This window comes from Janibacter sp. GXQ6167 (genome assembly GCF_041365945.1).
Taxonomy (GTDB): Bacteria; Actinomycetota; Actinomycetes; order Actinomycetales; family Dermatophilaceae; genus JBGFSK01.
In genome coordinates, this window is record NZ_JBGFSK010000003.1 from 346,869 (window position 1) to 362,841 (window position 15,973).

At 71.6% G+C, this 15,973-nt stretch carries 8 protein-coding genes and 1 riboswitch; of the genes, 4 read left to right on the forward strand and 4 right to left on the reverse strand.

All coding sequences use genetic code 11. The annotated features are described in order from the left end of the window. Nucleotides 1-113: 113 nt before the first annotated feature. Nucleotides 114-1,967, reverse strand: a complete 1,854-nt coding sequence (gene ilvD / locus AB8K43_RS06590; protein ID WP_370892686.1) for a dihydroxy-acid dehydratase — start codon at nucleotides 1,965-1,967, stop codon at nucleotides 114-116. A gap of 51 nt (nucleotides 1,968-2,018) precedes the next feature. Continuing rightward, nucleotides 2,019-2,528, reverse strand: a complete 510-nt coding sequence (locus AB8K43_RS06595) for a DedA family protein (protein WP_370892779.1) — start codon at nucleotides 2,526-2,528, stop codon at nucleotides 2,019-2,021. 200 nt (nucleotides 2,529-2,728) lie between these two features. Here AB8K43_RS06595 and AB8K43_RS06600 point away from each other — a divergent pair, with 200 nt between their 5' ends. Continuing rightward, nucleotides 2,729-6,880: an FtsK/SpoIIIE domain-containing protein gene (locus tag AB8K43_RS06600; RefSeq protein ID WP_370892688.1), complete on the forward strand. Its 4,152-nt coding sequence runs from the start codon at nucleotides 2,729-2,731 to the stop codon at nucleotides 6,878-6,880. A 118-nt stretch (nucleotides 6,881-6,998) separates the two neighbouring features. Here AB8K43_RS06600 and bluB read toward each other — a convergent pair whose 3' ends face one another. Then, complete coding sequence (gene bluB, locus AB8K43_RS06605; RefSeq protein WP_370892690.1) at nucleotides 6,999-8,789, reverse strand: 5,6-dimethylbenzimidazole synthase; 1,791 nt, start codon at nucleotides 8,787-8,789, stop codon at nucleotides 6,999-7,001. Further along, complete coding sequence (gene cobN / locus AB8K43_RS06610) at nucleotides 8,786-12,427, reverse strand: cobaltochelatase subunit CobN (RefSeq protein ID WP_370892692.1); 3,642 nt, start codon at nucleotides 12,425-12,427, stop codon at nucleotides 8,786-8,788. Before cobN ends, bluB begins: the two co-directional genes overlap by 4 nt. Nucleotides 12,428-12,513: 86 nt before the next feature. Next, nucleotides 12,514-12,585: riboswitch (cobalamin riboswitch) on the reverse strand. Between the two features lie 47 nt (nucleotides 12,586-12,632). Here cobN and AB8K43_RS06615 point away from each other — a divergent pair. From AB8K43_RS06615 to AB8K43_RS06625, 3 genes are read left to right on the forward strand one after another with little or no spacing between them, the layout of a single operon-like run. Beyond that, nucleotides 12,633-13,730, forward strand: coding sequence for a cobalamin biosynthesis protein CobG (locus tag AB8K43_RS06615; protein ID WP_370892694.1), 1,098 nt, complete (start codon nucleotides 12,633-12,635; stop codon nucleotides 13,728-13,730). Beyond that, nucleotides 13,727-14,401, forward strand: coding sequence for a precorrin-8X methylmutase (locus AB8K43_RS06620; RefSeq protein ID WP_370892696.1), 675 nt, complete (start codon nucleotides 13,727-13,729; stop codon nucleotides 14,399-14,401). Before AB8K43_RS06615 ends, AB8K43_RS06620 begins: the two co-directional genes overlap by 4 nt. Then, complete coding sequence (locus tag AB8K43_RS06625) at nucleotides 14,398-15,966, forward strand: precorrin-2 C(20)-methyltransferase (protein ID WP_370892698.1); 1,569 nt, start codon at nucleotides 14,398-14,400, stop codon at nucleotides 15,964-15,966. The genes AB8K43_RS06620 and AB8K43_RS06625 overlap by 4 nt, the downstream gene beginning before the upstream one ends. Nucleotides 15,967-15,973 lie beyond the last annotated feature (7 nt).

Consider the following 15,973-nt stretch of genomic DNA (forward strand, 5'->3'; position numbering starts at 1 on the left):
GGGAAGGTGGCACGCCGCTGTGCCCCGACCACTGTAGGCAGGTCCGTGGGCGCGGGACCGCGGTGGTTGGTATGTGGTCACTCACGTTCGGCGAGCGGCACCGATCCTGCGCCCTAGTCGACGCGGCGGGCGGCGCCCTTGTCCGCCGACTGGGCGAAGCGGGCGAAGATCTTCAGAGCCGCCGAGATCGGGCGGTCCCGCTCGGCGGCGGGGTGCCAACCAGCGGCGTCCTGCTCGGCGCGGCGCCGGGCCAGCTCGTCGTCGTCGATCAGGACCTGCACCCGCCGGTCGGGGATCGAGAACTCGATGACATCGCCGTCGCGGACGAGGCCGATTGCTCCCCCGGCCGCAGCCTCGGGCGAGACGTGCCCGACCGAGAGACCGGAGGACCCGCCGGAGAAACGACCGTCGGTGATCAGGGCGCACTTCGGGCCCAGGCCGACCCCCTTTAAGTAGGCCGTGGGGTAGAGCATCTCCTGCATGCCCGGTCCCCCCTTCGGCCCTTCATAGCGCACCACGACGACATCGCCGGCTTGGATCTGGCCGCCGAGGATCATCTCGACCGCCTGCTCCTGGGACTCGGCGACCCGGGCCGGGCCGGAGAACTCCCACTGGTGCTCGGGCACGCCCGCGGTCTTGACGATGCACCCGTCCGGGGCGAGGTTGCCCGTGAGGACCGCGAGTCCCCCTTCGACCGTGTAGGCGTGCTCGACCGAGCGGATGCAACCCTCGTCGGCGTCGGTGTCGAGGCTCGCCCAGCGCTTGGTCGAGGAGAAGGCTTCGGTCGTGCGGACCCCACCGGGGGCTGCGTGGAAGAGCTCGATCGCTTCCGCACGCGCCGCTCCGGAGCGGATATCCCAGTCCCGCAGCCATTGCTCCAGGGACTCGCTGTGCACCGAGCGAACACCGGTGTCCAGCATCCCGCCGCGGTTGAGTTCGCCGAGGATCGCGGGGATGCCGCCGGCACGGTGGACATCTTCCATGTAGTACTGGGTCGAGTTCGGGGCGACCTTGACCAGGCAGGGCGTGACCCGCGAGAGGGCATCGATGTCGTCCTGGTTGAAGTCGACGCCGGCCTCCTGCGCGGCGGCGAGTAGGTGAAGGATCGTGTTCGTCGAGCCGCCCATGGCGATGTCGAGGCGCATCGCGTTGGCGAAGGCGGGCTTCGTCGCGATCGCGCGCGGCAGGACCGATGCGTCGTCGCCGTCGTAGTACTGGCGGCAGAGGTCGACCACGAGGCGGCCGGCGTCTTCGAAGAGGCCCCGGCGGGCGGCGGCCGTCGCGAGCGTCGAGCCGTTGCCCGGAAGGGAGAGGCCGAGCGCCTCGGTGAGGCAGTTCATCGAGTTCGCGGTGAACATCCCCGAGCAGGACCCACAGGTCGGGCAGGCCGACTGCTCGATCTGCTCGATCTCGGCGTCGGAGACCGAGTCATCGACCGACTTGATCATCGCGTCGATCAGGTCGAGCCGCTTAACCTCGGGTTCGCCGTCGACCACGGCGTCGCCGAGCATCCGACCCGCCTCCATGGGGCCGCCGGAGACAAAGACCGTCGGGATGTTGAGGCGAAGGGCGGCGAGCAGCATGCCCGGGGTGATCTTGTCGCAGTTGGAGATGCAGACGAGCGCATCGGCGCAGTGCGCCTGCACCATGTACTCCACCGCGTCGGCGATGACCTCGCGGCTCGGCAGGCTGTAGAGCATCCCGTGGTGCCCCATCGCGATCCCGTCGTCGACGGCGATCGTGTTGAACTCCCGGCCGATCCCGCCCGCTTCGGCGATGGCACCTGCGACCAACTGACCCATGTCCTTCAGGTGCACGTGGCCGGGCACGAACTGGGTAAACGAATTGGCAATCGCGACGATCGGCTTGCCGAAGTCGGCATCGGTCACACCGGTCGCGCGCCAGAGGGCGCGGGCACCGGCCATATTGCGGCCGTGGGTTGAGGTCCGAGAACGCAGTTCTGGCATGGTCGTTACGCTAACTCTCTGCTGCTCAATCCGAGATACCGATCTCAGCGCTTAGACGCGTTCGAGATCGCTGCCACCGTCGGCCTCTTCGGTCTCGGCCAACTCGGCGGCGTCAACAGGGCGGTTCATCAGCCGCTTCCCGATGAGGATCGTCGCGATCACGGCGGCGAGGCCCGCGAGCATCCACCACCACGGGACCCGACCGAGCGCGGCCTCGATGACGGCCATCCCGACCGTCGTATAGAGGGTCGCCCAAAAGAGCGCGCCGACGGTGACTGCTGGGAGGAAGCGGGACTGCGGCATCCGCATCATCCCGGCGGTCAGGTTGATCGCGGTCTGGAATCCGACGGTGAGGAAGCCGACGCTCACCGCGGGCGCGCCGAAGCGCCGCACCACGCGCTCGGCGCGCACGAACCCGGCCGAGTCGAAGCGGTCACTGGCCTTGGTGCGCTCCCCCCCGCGACGCAACCCCCGGCCCACCCAGTAGGTGGCATTGCCGCGCGCGAAGGCCCCGAGGAAGAGCACGCCGAAGGCCAGCCACACCGGCCATGACGTGATCATTTGGTCCACGCCCTCTAGCGTACGCGATCTCCTTAGGCATGCCTTACTAGGCGGCGGGGCGAAGGGGTGCCCCCCGTCGCCTTTGGCTGGGAAAAGGACGCCTGGCGCGGACCCTTCCCCGCCTCATGCCCCCTTCACCGCCAGCGCCCCGATGTGGATAACCCGGGGCGATGTCATCAAGCTGCTCTAGCGTCCCGAAGATGCACTTGCGTGTATTGGTGGTAGCCGGCGCGGGCCGGACACCCGAGGCGTACGAGTTGAGCGCCGAGCGCGGACAGGTCGTCGGTGACCTGCGCCGAGCGTTGCACCTCGCGCCCGATCAGCACATCGTCTACGCCGATACCGCCCTCGCCGACGACCAACCGATCGGCAGCCCTCCGCTGCTCGACGGCGCGACGCTGCGAATCACCGATACCCCGCCCCCGGCGAGCGCGGCGCGAGGCGCGCACCGCCCCCTTCGGCTCCTTGTCACCGCCGGACCCGACGCCGGACGCTGCGTCCCGCTGGATACCGCAATACGCGTCGGGCGCTCGGCCGCCGCCGAGCTCCCGCTAGACGATCCGAGCCTGTCGCGGCTGCATCTACGGATCAGCCCGGAGGCGAAGGGGGTGCTCGTCACCGACCTCGGCTCCACCAATGGGGCCCGGCTCGACGGCGAACCGCTCACCGATCAGCCGGCGCCGATGCAGACCGGGCAACGCCTCACCCTCGGCAGTACCGAGATTGTCCTCGCCCCAGCGCCGGGGCGCGGTCCGCCCTTGCCCCCGACCGGCGAGGGGACGCTCGAGACGAGCCCCCACCCCCGGGTGATCAGTGAGGAGGCGGCGCCGACGATCGAGTTCCCCGCCGAGCCGGAGGCCCCGCGGCGACGCCGGATGCCCTGGGCGATGCTGCTGCTTCCCGTGCCGTTCGCGGTGCTCCTCGCCATCATCTTCGACCCACGGATGATGATCCTCGGACTCCTCTCCCCCGTGATGATCCTGGGTTCGACCCTCTCCGAGCGGATCGGGGGCGCTGCCGATCATCGAGCGGAGAGGCGGGAATGGGCGGCCGCGGTTCACGAAGCACGCCGGCGTCTCGCGCTCGCTTTGGTGGCCGAATTCCGCGAGCGCCATCGCGCGGCGCCCGACCCCGCGACGACCTTGCTCGCGGCGACGGGCCCCACCCGCCGCTTATGGGAGCGTCGAGTACCTGATCGCGATGCCTTACACGTGCGGCTTGGGCTCGCCACCCTTGCGGCCAAAGTCAGCGCGAAGGGGGCGCACGGAGCGAGCGATCACCCACCCCTCGCGCGGGTCCCGGTCACCGTTGACCTGCGAGCCTCCGGAGTCCTCGGCTGCGCCGGGCCCACCGCAGCGGCCCTCGGCCGCTCGATCGTGGGTCAGCTCGCGACCTGGCACTCGCCGACCGAACTCGATCTCACCCTGATCGCCACCACCGCGTCGTCTTGGGTCGCCGACTATGAGGCGCTCCCGCACCTGCGGTCCGACCCAGGGCGCCCAGCGACCTCTCGCTGCTCGACGACGTCCGACGAGGCCGCTCGGCTCGTCACGGCCCTCGCGTCCGAGGTCACCGAGCGCACCGCAACCCGCGACACTCACGCAACCTGGCTCCCGCAGGTCGTCGTTGTCGACGACCCGTCCAGGCTGCGCGACGACGGCCCCCTTCACCACATCCTCGACCACGGCCCAGCCGTCGGCATCTATACGGTCCTGATCGCCCCGGACCTTGCCGCCCTTCCGCCCCGTTGTGGCGCCGTCGTGACGGTGGCCGAAGGGGGTACCGCCCACCTGGCCGTGGCCGGGGGCGTCGAGACCGAGGTCTGCGCGGACCTGGTCGGGGCGTGGTGGGCCGAGCGCTTGACCGCCGCCCTCGCCCCCCTTCGCGACACCACGCCGCGACGCGGTCATCAGGCCCTGCCGCGGAGCGTGCGGTTCGTCGATCTGCTCGGGATCGATCCGGACTCCAGCGAGGACCTGACGCGCCTTCGACACCGCCACCAGGACCTCCGGCGGGGCCTCGCCGTGCCGATCGGCGCCGGCCAGGAGGGTGCCTGCCTGATCGACCTCGTGGCCGACGGCCCGCACGCGCTGCTCGGCGGGACCACCGGCTCCGGCAAATCCGAACTCCTCCAGACCTGGGTCGCGAGCCTCGCCGCACATCTGACGACCGACGAGGTCACCTTCGTGCTCGTCGATTACAAGGGCGGGGCGGCCTTCGGAGAGTGCGCACACCTGCCCCACACCGTCGGGATGGTGACCGATCTCGACGCCGCAGCTGCGAGACGGGCCTTGACCAGCCTGGGCGCCGAGCTCACCCGACGCGAACGTCTCCTCGCCGAGGTCGGCGCCGCTGACATCGAGGCCTATCGACGCCGGTCGGACGGGATCCCCCTTCCCCGGCTGGTCCTCATCATCGACGAATTCCGGATGCTCGCCGAGGACCAGCCCGAGGTGCTCCAGGAGCTCATCAAGATCGCGGCGCTCGGGCGGTCGCTCGGGATCCATCTCGTCCTCGCCACGCAGCGGCCGGGCGGGATCGTTTCGGCGGACGTGCGGGCCAATGTCAACCTGCGGATTGCCTTGCGGGTTCGCGATCGCACCGACAGTGATGACGTGCTGGGCTCGCCCCTGGCCGCCGCGATCGATGAACGCACTCCGGGGCGGGCCTACCAGCGCACAGGCAGCGGACCCCCGGTCGCCTTCCAAGCGGGTCGGGTCGCCGGGCGAGAGCCGTCGCGCCGCGCCGGCCCGACGCTGCGGCGCGTCGGTGACCCCGAACCCCCTCCGCTCGAAGGGGGCCACGGCCCGATGGACCTGCACCGTCTCGTCGCCACCATCACGGCCGTCGAACGCGCGCGCGGCGCACCCGCACCGCACCGCCCCTGGCTCCCGCCGCTGCCTGCCCGCATCACCGACGACGCGCTGCCGCCCGCCCCCGCCGTCGTCTGGGGGCTGATCGACGACCCGGCTCTCCAGCGACGCGAACCCCTCCTCTGGGATCCCGCGGACGCCCATCTCATGATCGTTGGCGGGCCGGGCACGGGCCGCACAACCGCGGTGGCTTCGCTCATCACCCGAGTGGGCGAGCGACGACCCGCCGTGGTGCACGCCATCGGCGACGGCAGCCCCGCCCTGCTCGGACTGCGCGAGTGGCCGCACGTCGGGTCGGTCGTTGATGCCAACGATGAGGCGGTGCTCGCCCGGTTGATCCGCCGATTACGGCGCGACCTCGATGACCGCGCGGTCGCGCTGCGGGCGAGCGGGCACTCGAGCATGAATCAGTGGTGGGAGCACGAGATCGAAGGGGGCGAGTCCCCGACCGGTGCAGGGGGCTCGGCTCCCCCGGTCCTCGTCCTCGCGATCGACAACTGGCAACTGCTCAGCGACCCCACGAGCGGTGACCTGATGCTCGAGGCAGCTGGCGAGATCGAGGCGATCGCGCGGGAGGGGTTGGCGCTCGGGGTCCGTCTCGTGGTGACCGGGGGCCGGGAGCTTCTCGTCGGCCGGATCGCCTCCAGCATCGCGAGGCGAGTGGTCCTCTCCCTTCCCGACCCCACCGATGCGGCCCTCGCCGGTATCCCGCGGGCGTCAGTACCGGGCACCGGCATCGCCGGGCGTGGGGTGCTCACCGACGACCTCCGGACCGTCCAGGTCGCGCTGCCGCCATCGGCGCCACCAGCGGGGGCTGGACCTGCGCGCAGTCCGTGGCATTGGTCCGTCGGCGAACTGCCGAGCGAGGTCTCGTATGCGGAGATCACGCCCACCGCCAGCGGGTATCCCCTCGGCATCGGTGGTGACGACGGCACCTGCCTGACCTGGTCACCCAGCGAGTCGCACCGGTGGTTGATCGCCGGGCCGAGCCGATCAGGCCGAACCACCGCGCTCATCACCATGGCCCGCGGGCTGCTCGATGCCGGCACGCCGGTGATCGTGGTCGCCCGAGAGCCCATCCCATCGGTGGCTGGCCCCACCCTCGTCGGAGCGCTCGGCCCGCACGACCGGGACGAGCTCATCCGGCTGATCGAGGCCTATCCCCGGGCCGCGGTCCTCATCGATGACGCCGACCGGATGAGCGATACCCCGGTCGAGGACGTCCTGACCGAGCTCACCCGGATCGCCGAGAGCCGCGGCTCCCTCGTCGTCGCCACCTCGACCACCAGCGCCGCGAACCGGGTCGTCCGCAGGCTCGTCGCCGAGGTCGCCCGAGGCCGGTGCGGCGTGCTGCTTAGCCCGACCCGACGATCCGATGGGGATGCGTTCGGGGTGCGTGTCCCGCCCCTGCAGCGCCGCCCTGGGCGCGGATACCTGATCCTCGATGGCGAACCGACCGAAATCCAACTCGCCCGGTAGCGCTCTGCCGGGCCGGCGTTTCCCGCCCGCGACCTGCACCGTCCCCGGAAGTTCCCGACATCTCGTGGAACTCCAGGTGATTTTGGGAGTTTCTAGGGACTCCGCGCGGGAGGGGCGCTCACCCGGTCCGGGCGGTCAGGGCACGCATCTGCAATCCCTGGAGGATCAGCGACGCGGCGAGGCACGCGCCCACCCCTTCTCCGGCCCGCAGCCGAAGGGAGAGCAGCGGTTCGAGGCCGAGGACCCGCAACACGGCGCCGTGGGCGCGCTCGCGGGACTGGTGCCCGGCGATCAGATAGCCCTGCACGCTCGGGTCGATCGCCGTGGCGACCACGGCCGGAAGGGAGCCCGCCAACCCATCCAGGATCACCGGCGCCCCGACCGAGGCGGCGCCCAGGACGACTCCCGTGAGCACCGCGATCTCGGGACCGCCGAGCGCCGCGAGCGATGTCAGCGCAAGCTCGTGAGCCCCCTTCGCCGTGGCCGCCTGCCGCTTCTCGGCCGTCCGCAGCAAAGCCTGCGTCACCACGGAGCGCTTGCGAGCCACCACCTCGGAGTCCGAACCCGCGCCGAGGCCGACCGCGTCGTCCGGGTCGAGATCGAGCAGGGCGCAGGCCAGGGCGGCAGCGACGGTCGTGTTGCCGACCCCCACTTCGCCAAGGAGGACCATGCCCCGCTTGCCGACCTCGACGCCGACCTCCCGGCCGCGCTCGATGAGGCGTTCGGCATCCGATCGCGTCAGGGCGTCGGCGTCCGCGAGGTCACCGCGTGCGTCCTCGGGGCGAGCACGCACCAGCGCTTCGCCCCCACCGGTGGGGGCGAAGCGCTCGAACCCCGTGACCCCAGCATCGATCACGGTCACCGCGAGGCCAGCTGCTCGGGCCGCGGCGGCGCCGACGCTCGCACCGTCGACCGCGGCGCGCATGACATCGGCGGTCACGCTCGCCGGGTAGGCGCTCACGCCGAGGTCGGCGACCGGGTGGTCCGCTCCGACCAGCACCAAGGTCCCGGTCGTCACCTCCGCTCCCCCGGTCGCGATCACCTTGTTGAGCGCCCGGTCGAGGACGCCGAGGGACTCCGGCGGCGAGAGCAAGGCATCGGCATCATCGCTGGCGCCCACGAGCCGATCCGCGTTCGGCCCCCGCAGGTGCGACGGCGGCGGCGACGGCGCTCCCCCTTCGACCTCGTCCGGAGCGGGCCACCTTTCGCGCAGGATCACCTCATCGAGCGGCAGGCGGCGCGACCACGCCGCGCGCTCCAACCCAGGCGAAGGGGGCCGCTCATCGGGCCATCCGAGGCAGAGCCACCCGAGGGTCTCCACCCCCTCGGGCAGGTGAAGCAGGCGAGCCAGTTCGGGAGGTTCGAAGAGGGTGACCCAGCCCATCCCGAGGCCATGCGCCCGAGCGGTCAGCCACATGTTCTGCACGGCCGTCGCGCAGGACCAGAGGTCGGCGTCGGTGAAGGTCGCCCGGCCGAGTACCCCGGTCGCCGGCGTGCGGCGATCGCAGGCGACGACCAGACCGACGGGGGCTTCGCGCAGGCCCTCGAGCTTGAGGTCGAGTAGCCGGGCGGCCCGCTCGGACGTCAGGTGATCGGCCTGCTCCAGGCGCGCCCGGTCGGCCATCGCGGCAGCGGCGTCCCGGGTCGCCGGATCGGTGACCACGATGAAGCGCCAGGGCTGGGAGTGCCCGACGCTCGGCGCCTGGTGCCCGGCCGCGATGACCGCCTCGATCAGGTCGGGCGGGACCGCGTCCGGGCGAAAGCGCCGGATATCGCGCCGACCCGCGACGACCGAGGCCAGCGCCGCCACGACGTCCTCGCCCATCGCCCAACCGGACGGATCCTCGCGCCGCTCGGCGGCGCTGGAGGGGTCACCGATCGTTGGGGTCGGGCGCGCGTAGTGGGTCACTGCTCCAGATCACCCTCGACATCGAGGTAGACCTGCCGTATCTGGGCCATCACCTCTTCGTCGGGCTCTTCCCAGAGGCCCCGGTCGGCGGCCTCGCTCAGCTTCTCGACGATCGAGTGCAGCGCCCACGGGTTCGCCTGGCGCATGAACTCCTGGTTCTGCGGGTCGAGCACGTACTCGCGGGCGAGCCGCTCGTACATCCAGTCCGGCACGACCGACGCGGTCGCGTCGAACCCGAAGAGGTAGTCGACCGTCGCGGCCAGCTCGAAGGCGCCCTTGTACCCGTGGCGCTGCATCGCGGCGATCCAGCGGGGGTTCACCACGCGCGCCCGAAAGACCCGGTTCGTCTCCTCTTGGAGGGTGCGGGTCTTGACCGCATCCGGCGAGGTGGAGTCGCCGACGTAGGCCTTGGGTTCGGCGCCGGTGAGCGCCCGCACGGTCGCGATCATGCCGCCGTGGTACTGGAAGTAGTCGTCGGAGTCGAGGATGTCGGACTCGCGGTTGTCGACATTCTTCGCCGCGACCTGGATCCGACGGTAGGTCCGCTCCATGTCCTCGCGCGCGGGAGCCCCGTCGAGGTCGCGCCCGTAGGCGTAGCCGCCCCAGGCGGTGTAGACCTCGGCGAGTTCCTCATCGCCGCGCCAGTTCCCGGACTCGACGACCTGCAAGATGCCCGCGCCATACGACCCCGGCTTGGAGCCGAAGATGCGGGTCCGGGCGCGCCGCTCGTCACCGTGCTCGGCGTGGTCGGCGCGAGCGTGCGCGCGGACGTAGTTCATCTCATCGGGCTCGTCGAGGCCCGCGACCAGCGCCACCGCATCGTCGAGCAGGGCGATGACGTGCGGGAAGGCGTCACGGAAGAAGCCCGAGATCCGCACCGTCACGTCGATCCGCGGGCGGCCCAGCTCCTCCAGCGTGAGCGCTTCGAGGCCGACGACGCGGCGGGATTGCTCGTCCCACACCGGCGTCACCCCGAGCAGCGCCAGGATCTCGCCGATGTCATCGCCGGAGGTCCGCATGGCCGAGGTGCCCCAGGCCGACAGACCGACCGAGCGCGGCAGTTCGCCGGTCTCCTCCTGGTAGCGCTCCAGCAGCGAGACCGCCATCGCCGTCCCGGTCTGGTACGCCAGGCGCGACGGGATCGCCTTGGGGTCCACCGAGTAGAAGTTGCGGCCGGTCGGCAGCACGTTGACCAGACCGCGAAGGGGGGATCCGCTCGGCCCAGCGGGGACATAGCCGCCGTCGAGGGCGTGTAGCACCATCGGGAGTTCGCGGGCGGTCTCGGCGAGGCGCGGCACGACCTCTTCGCAGGCGAACCGAAGGGAGGCCACGGCCCCGTCGTTGGCCTCACCAAGGACGGAGGCGACGACATCGGGCACGGCGTCGGGGGACCAACCGGCGGCGGCCACCCCTTCGACCAAGGCCCGCGCCTGCTCCTCGAAACGGTCGGTCTCGGCGGTGGTGGAGACATGCTCCTCGTGGCCGAGCGCCGCCCGCAGCCCCGGGATATTGCCGCCCTGACCGCCGAAGACCTGCCCGGCGCGCAGGATCGCGAGGACGAGATTGCGCAGGCCCTCGCCCGTCGGCGCCTCGCCGAGGATATGCAGGCCATCGCGGATCTGGACGTCCTTGATCTCGCAGAGCCACCCGTCGACGTGCATGACGAAGTCGTCGAAGGACTCGTCATCGGCGAGGTCGAGGTCGCTCACACCGAGGTCATGGTCCATCTTGGCGGCCTGGATCAGGGTCCAGATCTCGCCGCGCAGGGCCGGTGCCTTCGCCGGGTCCATCGCCGAGACATTCCCGTACTCATCGAGGAGTTGCTCGAGGCGGGCGATATCGCCGTAGGACTCGGCCCGAGCCATCGGCGGCACGAGGTGGTCGATGATCGTCGCGTGAGCGCGGCGCTTGGCCTGGGTGCCCTCACCCGGGTCATTGACGAGGAAGGGGTAGATCAGCGGCACGCTGCCGAGCGCGGCGTCGGTGCCACACGAGGCCGACATCGCAAGGTTCTTCCCCGGCAACCACTCGAGATTGCCGTGCTTGCCGACGTGCACGATCGCGTGCGCGCCGAATTCCTCCTCGATCCATCGATAGGTCGCGAGGTAGTGGTGGGTGACCGGCAGGTCCGGGTCGTGGTAGATCGCGATCGGGTTCTCCCCGAAGCCACGCGGCGGCTGGACGAGCAGCACGACGTTGCCGCGCTGGAGGGCGGCCGTCACGATCTCCCCCTTCGGGTCCGACTCGCGATCGACGAAGAGGTCGCCCGGCGCCTGTCCCCAATGCTCGGTCATCGCCTCACGCAGGTCGGCCGGAAGGGCGTCAAACCAGCGCTCGTAGGTCGCGGCAGGGATCCGCACCTGGGCGCCCGCGACCTGCTCCTGGGTGAGCCACTGCGGGTCCTGCCCGCCCGCGGCGATCAGGGAGTGGATGAGGGCATTGCCAGCGGTGGTGTCCGGGTGTTCGCCGTCGACGGGTTCGAGCGGGTCCATCCCGGGGAAGCCGTCGCCGAGGTCATAGCCCGCGGCCTGCATCGCGCGCAGCAGCCGCACGGTCGAGACGGGCGTGTCGAGCCCGACGGCGTTGCCGATCCGGGAGTGCTTCGTCGGGTAGGCCGACAGGACGACCGCGATCCGGCGCTGCGACGGGGGCGTGTGGCGCAGCCGGGCGTGCCCGAGCGCGATCCCCGCCACGCGGGCGCAGCGTTCGAGATCCGGGACATAGTGCGGCAGCCCGTCGCCGTCGAGCTCCTTGAAGGAGAAGGGCACCGTGATCAGGCGCCCGTCGAACTCCGGCACCGCCACCTGGGTCGCGACGTCGAGCGGGGACATCCCGTCATCGGAGTCGGCCCAGTCCGCGCGGCTCCAGGTGAGGCAAAGCCCCTGCAGGATCGGGATGTCGAGGGCGGCGAGCGCCTGGACATCCCACGCCTCGTCGTCCTCCCCCGCGCTCGCGGTCGCGGGCTTGGTCCCCCCGGCGGCGAGCACGGTCGTGATCAGCGCGTCGAGGGTGCCGAGCCGCGTCAGGAGGTCCTCGCTCGCGTCCCGCAGCGAGGTCGTATAGATCGGGACGCCCTGGCCCCCGGCGGCGTCGATCGCGTCGGCGAGCGCGTGCACGTAGGCCGTGTTGTCGGCCGCGTACTGGGCCCGGTAGAAGAGCACCCCGACTCGTGGGCGATCCGCGCCACCGGGAAGGGGGTCGAGCGTGGGCCTCTCGAGCTCGCCCCAGGTCGGGAGGGCCTGCGGGGGCTCGAAGCCCTCGCCGGTCAGCAACAAGGTGTCGCCGAGGAAGGCGTGCAATTGCGCGAGGTTCGCGCTCCCCCCTTCGGCGAGGTACCGGTGGGCCTCGCTCACCACACCCTGCGGCACCGTGGAGAGCTCCATCAGCGCGGCATTCGGGGTCTGCTCACCGCCGAGGACGATGAGCGGCACTCCGGTCGCGGCGATCCGCCGGAATCCATCGCAGAGGTCCTGCGGCCCACCCAAGATGCGGGCGATCACGATGTCGGCGGACTCGATGGCCTCACCCATCTCGGTGTGGCCGGGGCGGGCCGGGTTGGCCCAGAGGTAGTCGGCGCCGCTGGCGCGGGCACTCAGCAGATCGGTATCGGATGTCGACAGCAGGGCGATGCGGGGCACGATGGGCGAATCTCCTCGGCGGGGTCCGCGCCCCGCGGGTTGGTGAAGGGGGTCCACGCGGGCCGCGTCGACCGGCGGCGCCCGACGTTCCTGACTTCTCGGGCCCTCGGGGCTCGAGTCACAGTGGCGGGACCGTCCCGGAGTGTGCACCGGGTTCCGTCGGGGGCTGCCGGGGCGATCCTAACGAAGTCCGTATGCTCAACCGGTGACCACGCGTACTGGAGCCGACCGCTGCCCGGGTCTCCTCCGGCCCTTCGACTCGGCGGACGGCTCGATCATCAGGGTCCGGGTCCCCGGCGGCGATGTCCCGACCTCGGCCCTGGTCACCCTCGCGGAGGTCGCGGCGACTCACGGCACGCCCGGCCTGCACGTCACGACCCGCGGCAGCCTGCAGGTTCGCGGCCTGCCGACGCCCCTGCCCGACGAGGTCGCGCGCGCGGTCCTGGCCACTAGCTTGTTTCCCTCGCGCACCCATGAGCGAGCCCGCAATATCATCGCCGACCCCCTGGCCGACCCGTCCCTGGATCTGCCCGCGATCGTCGCCGAACTCGACGCGGCGATCTGCGCCGAACCGGTCCTGGCGAGCCTGCCCGGCCGTTTCCTCTTCGCCATCGCCGGCGGTGAAGGGGGTGTGCTCGCCGAGCCCTACGACCTCGCCTATGAGGCGACCTCGCCCGAGGCCGGAATCATCCGGGTCGGCGAGCGAGGTCTCGCGGTGTCACGCTCGCGCGCCGTCGCCGCACTTGTCGAGCGGGCCGTCGCCTTCTTGAGCGAGCGAGCCGACGAGCGGACCTGGAATGTGCGCGACCTGCCCGGCGACGCTGCCGTCTACGCCGGGACGACCGACGCCCCCTTCGCCCCTGCGGCGCTGCTCCCGCCCCCGGCCCCGGGACCGGTCGGCGAGGACCTCGTCGTCGCCGTGCCGCTCGGCGTCATCACGCCCGAGGCGATCACGGCCCTAGCCGCCGTCACCGATCGCGTCCGCACCACCGCCTGGCGCACCCTGATCGTCCCCGGCGGCGCGGTGCACGGACCCGCGCTCGCCGCAGCGGGTGTGGTGACCGACCCCAATTCGCCGTGGACCCGCCTCTCGGCCTGCTCCGGGGCGCCCTACTGCGCCCGGACGACCAGCCCGACCTCCGCGATTGCCCGCGAGATCGCCGAGGACCTGCCCCCGTCCGCGGGCCGGGTCCACCTCGTCGGCTGTGACCGCGCCTGCGGGGCCCCCCACACCGACCACCTGCTGATCACCGACCCGGCGGACGCCGACGCGGTGCTCGCCATCTTGGAGAACCACCGATGATCGCCCCGCCTACCCGCCACTACGACTATGTCCGCGACGGCGCCGAGATCTACCGCCGCTCGTTCGCGATGATCCAGGCCGAGATCGACGCCGCCGACCTCCCGCCCGTCGCCGACGACCTGCGAGTCGTCACCCGGCGGATCATCCACGCCGCCGGTGACGTCGACGTCTTCGATGACATCGCCGCGCACCCCGAGGTCGTGGCCGCCGCCCGCGGGGCGCTGGACGCCGGTACGCCGATCTTCACCGACTCGCACATGCTCGCCGCCGGGGTCACCCGCCGCCGCCTCCCCGCCGATAACGACGTGATCTGCACCCTGCGCGACGAGCGAGTCCCCGCGCTGGCGCAGCAATGGCAGACGACTCGGGCCGCAGCGGCGGTCTCGCTCTGGGGTGAGCGCCTCGACGGTGCGGTCGTCGCCATCGGCAATGCCCCAACGGCCCTGTTCCACCTGCTCGAGTTGATCCTCGACGGCGGCCCGCGCCCCGCCGCAATCGTCGGGATGCCCGTTGGTTTCGTCGGCTCCGCCGAGTCCAAGGCGGCCCTCGCCGACCACGCGCTCGCCGGCGGCTCCCAGATCCCGTGGCTCACCGTGCATGGTCGGCGCGGCGGTTCCGCGATGGCCGCCGCCGCCCTCAACGCCCTCGCCACCAAGGCCGAGATCGCGTGAGCACGACCGATCTGAGCGCCTCCACCGGTCGGCTCTACGGTGTCGGCGTCGGCCCCGGAGACCCGGGCCTCGTCACCTTGCGGGCCGCCGATCTGATCCGCTCGGCCGATGTGATCGCCTACCACGCGGGCACGACCAAGCAGTCGATGGCCCGTTCGATCGTCGCCGAACTGATCCCACCTTCGGCCATCGAAGAGGAGCTTCGCTACCCGGTCACGACCGGCTTCGCCGACCACCCCGGCGGGTACTACGCAGCGCTCGCGGACTTCTACGACGAGTGCTCCGACCGCCTCGAAGCCCATCTCGCCGCGGGACGATCCGTGGTCGTGCTCGCCGTCGGCGACCCGCTCTTCTTCGGCTCCTTCATGTACGTCCATGACCGGCTCTCGCCGCGCTATCCGACCGAGGTCGTGCCCGGCGTGACCTCCGTGAGCGCGGCCACTGCCGCCGTCGCGACGGGTCTGTGTCGCCATGAGGACACCCTCACGGTCCTGCCGGGGACCCTCCCCACCCCCGAGCTCGCGCGCCGCCTCGCCGACACCGATGCCGCGATCGTGATGAAGCTCGGTGCGACTTTCCCCGCCGTCCGCGAAGCGATCCGCCAGGCCGGGATGAGCGACCGCGCTTGGTACGTCGAGCGTGCCTCCGGCCGCCGCGAGCGCGTGCTGCCGCTCGCCGAGGTCGACGCGCAGACCGTGCCCTACATGTCGCTCATCGTGATCCCCGGCGAGGGTCTGCGCGCCGATGCCGCGGGCCGCCACGAGGGGAGCACGCAAGCCCCCTTCGCGCCGGACGACGAGGTCGCCCCGTCGGGTCACGACGAAGGGGGACCGACGGTGCACGTCGTCGGGCTGGGGCCGGGGCCGGACCGGTGGCTCTCCCCCGAGGCCAGCACGGTCCTCGCCTCGGTCGATCACGTCGTCGGCTACGGCCCCTATGTCGCGCGGGTGCCCCAGCGTGAGGGCCTGGTCCGCCATGCCAGTGGCAACACCGTCGAAGTCGACCGCGCCCGCTTCGCTCTCGATCTCGCCCTCGAGGGCGAGTCCGTCGCGGTCGTCAGCGGCGGCGACGCCGGTGTCTTCGGGATGGCGACCGCCGTCTTCGAGGCGGCCGCGGCCGATCCCCGCTACGCCGACGTCGACATCCGCGTCATCCCGGGGATCACCGCCGCCCACGCCGGGTCGGCCCTCGCGGGCGCGGCGCTCGGCGGCGACCACGCGCTGGTGAACCTGTCGGACAACCTCAAGCCCTGGCCGGTGCTCGCCCAGCGGTTGGTCGCGCTCGCCGAGGCCGATCTCGCGATCGCGCTGTACAACCCGCGCTCTCGCTCCCGCCCGGACACCCTCGCTCACGCCCGGGACCTCCTGGTCGACGCAGTCGGTGCGCAGCGCGTCGTGATCATCGCCCGTCAGGTCGGCCGAGAAGGCGAATCGCTCACGGTCACCACGCTCGGCGAGCTCGACGTCGAGTCCGTCGACATGAGCTGCCTCGTCATCATCGGGGCGTCCAGCACGCAGGTCACGGGCACCGGTCGGGTCTGGACCCCCCGGACCGTGACGTCTTAGCCGGCGG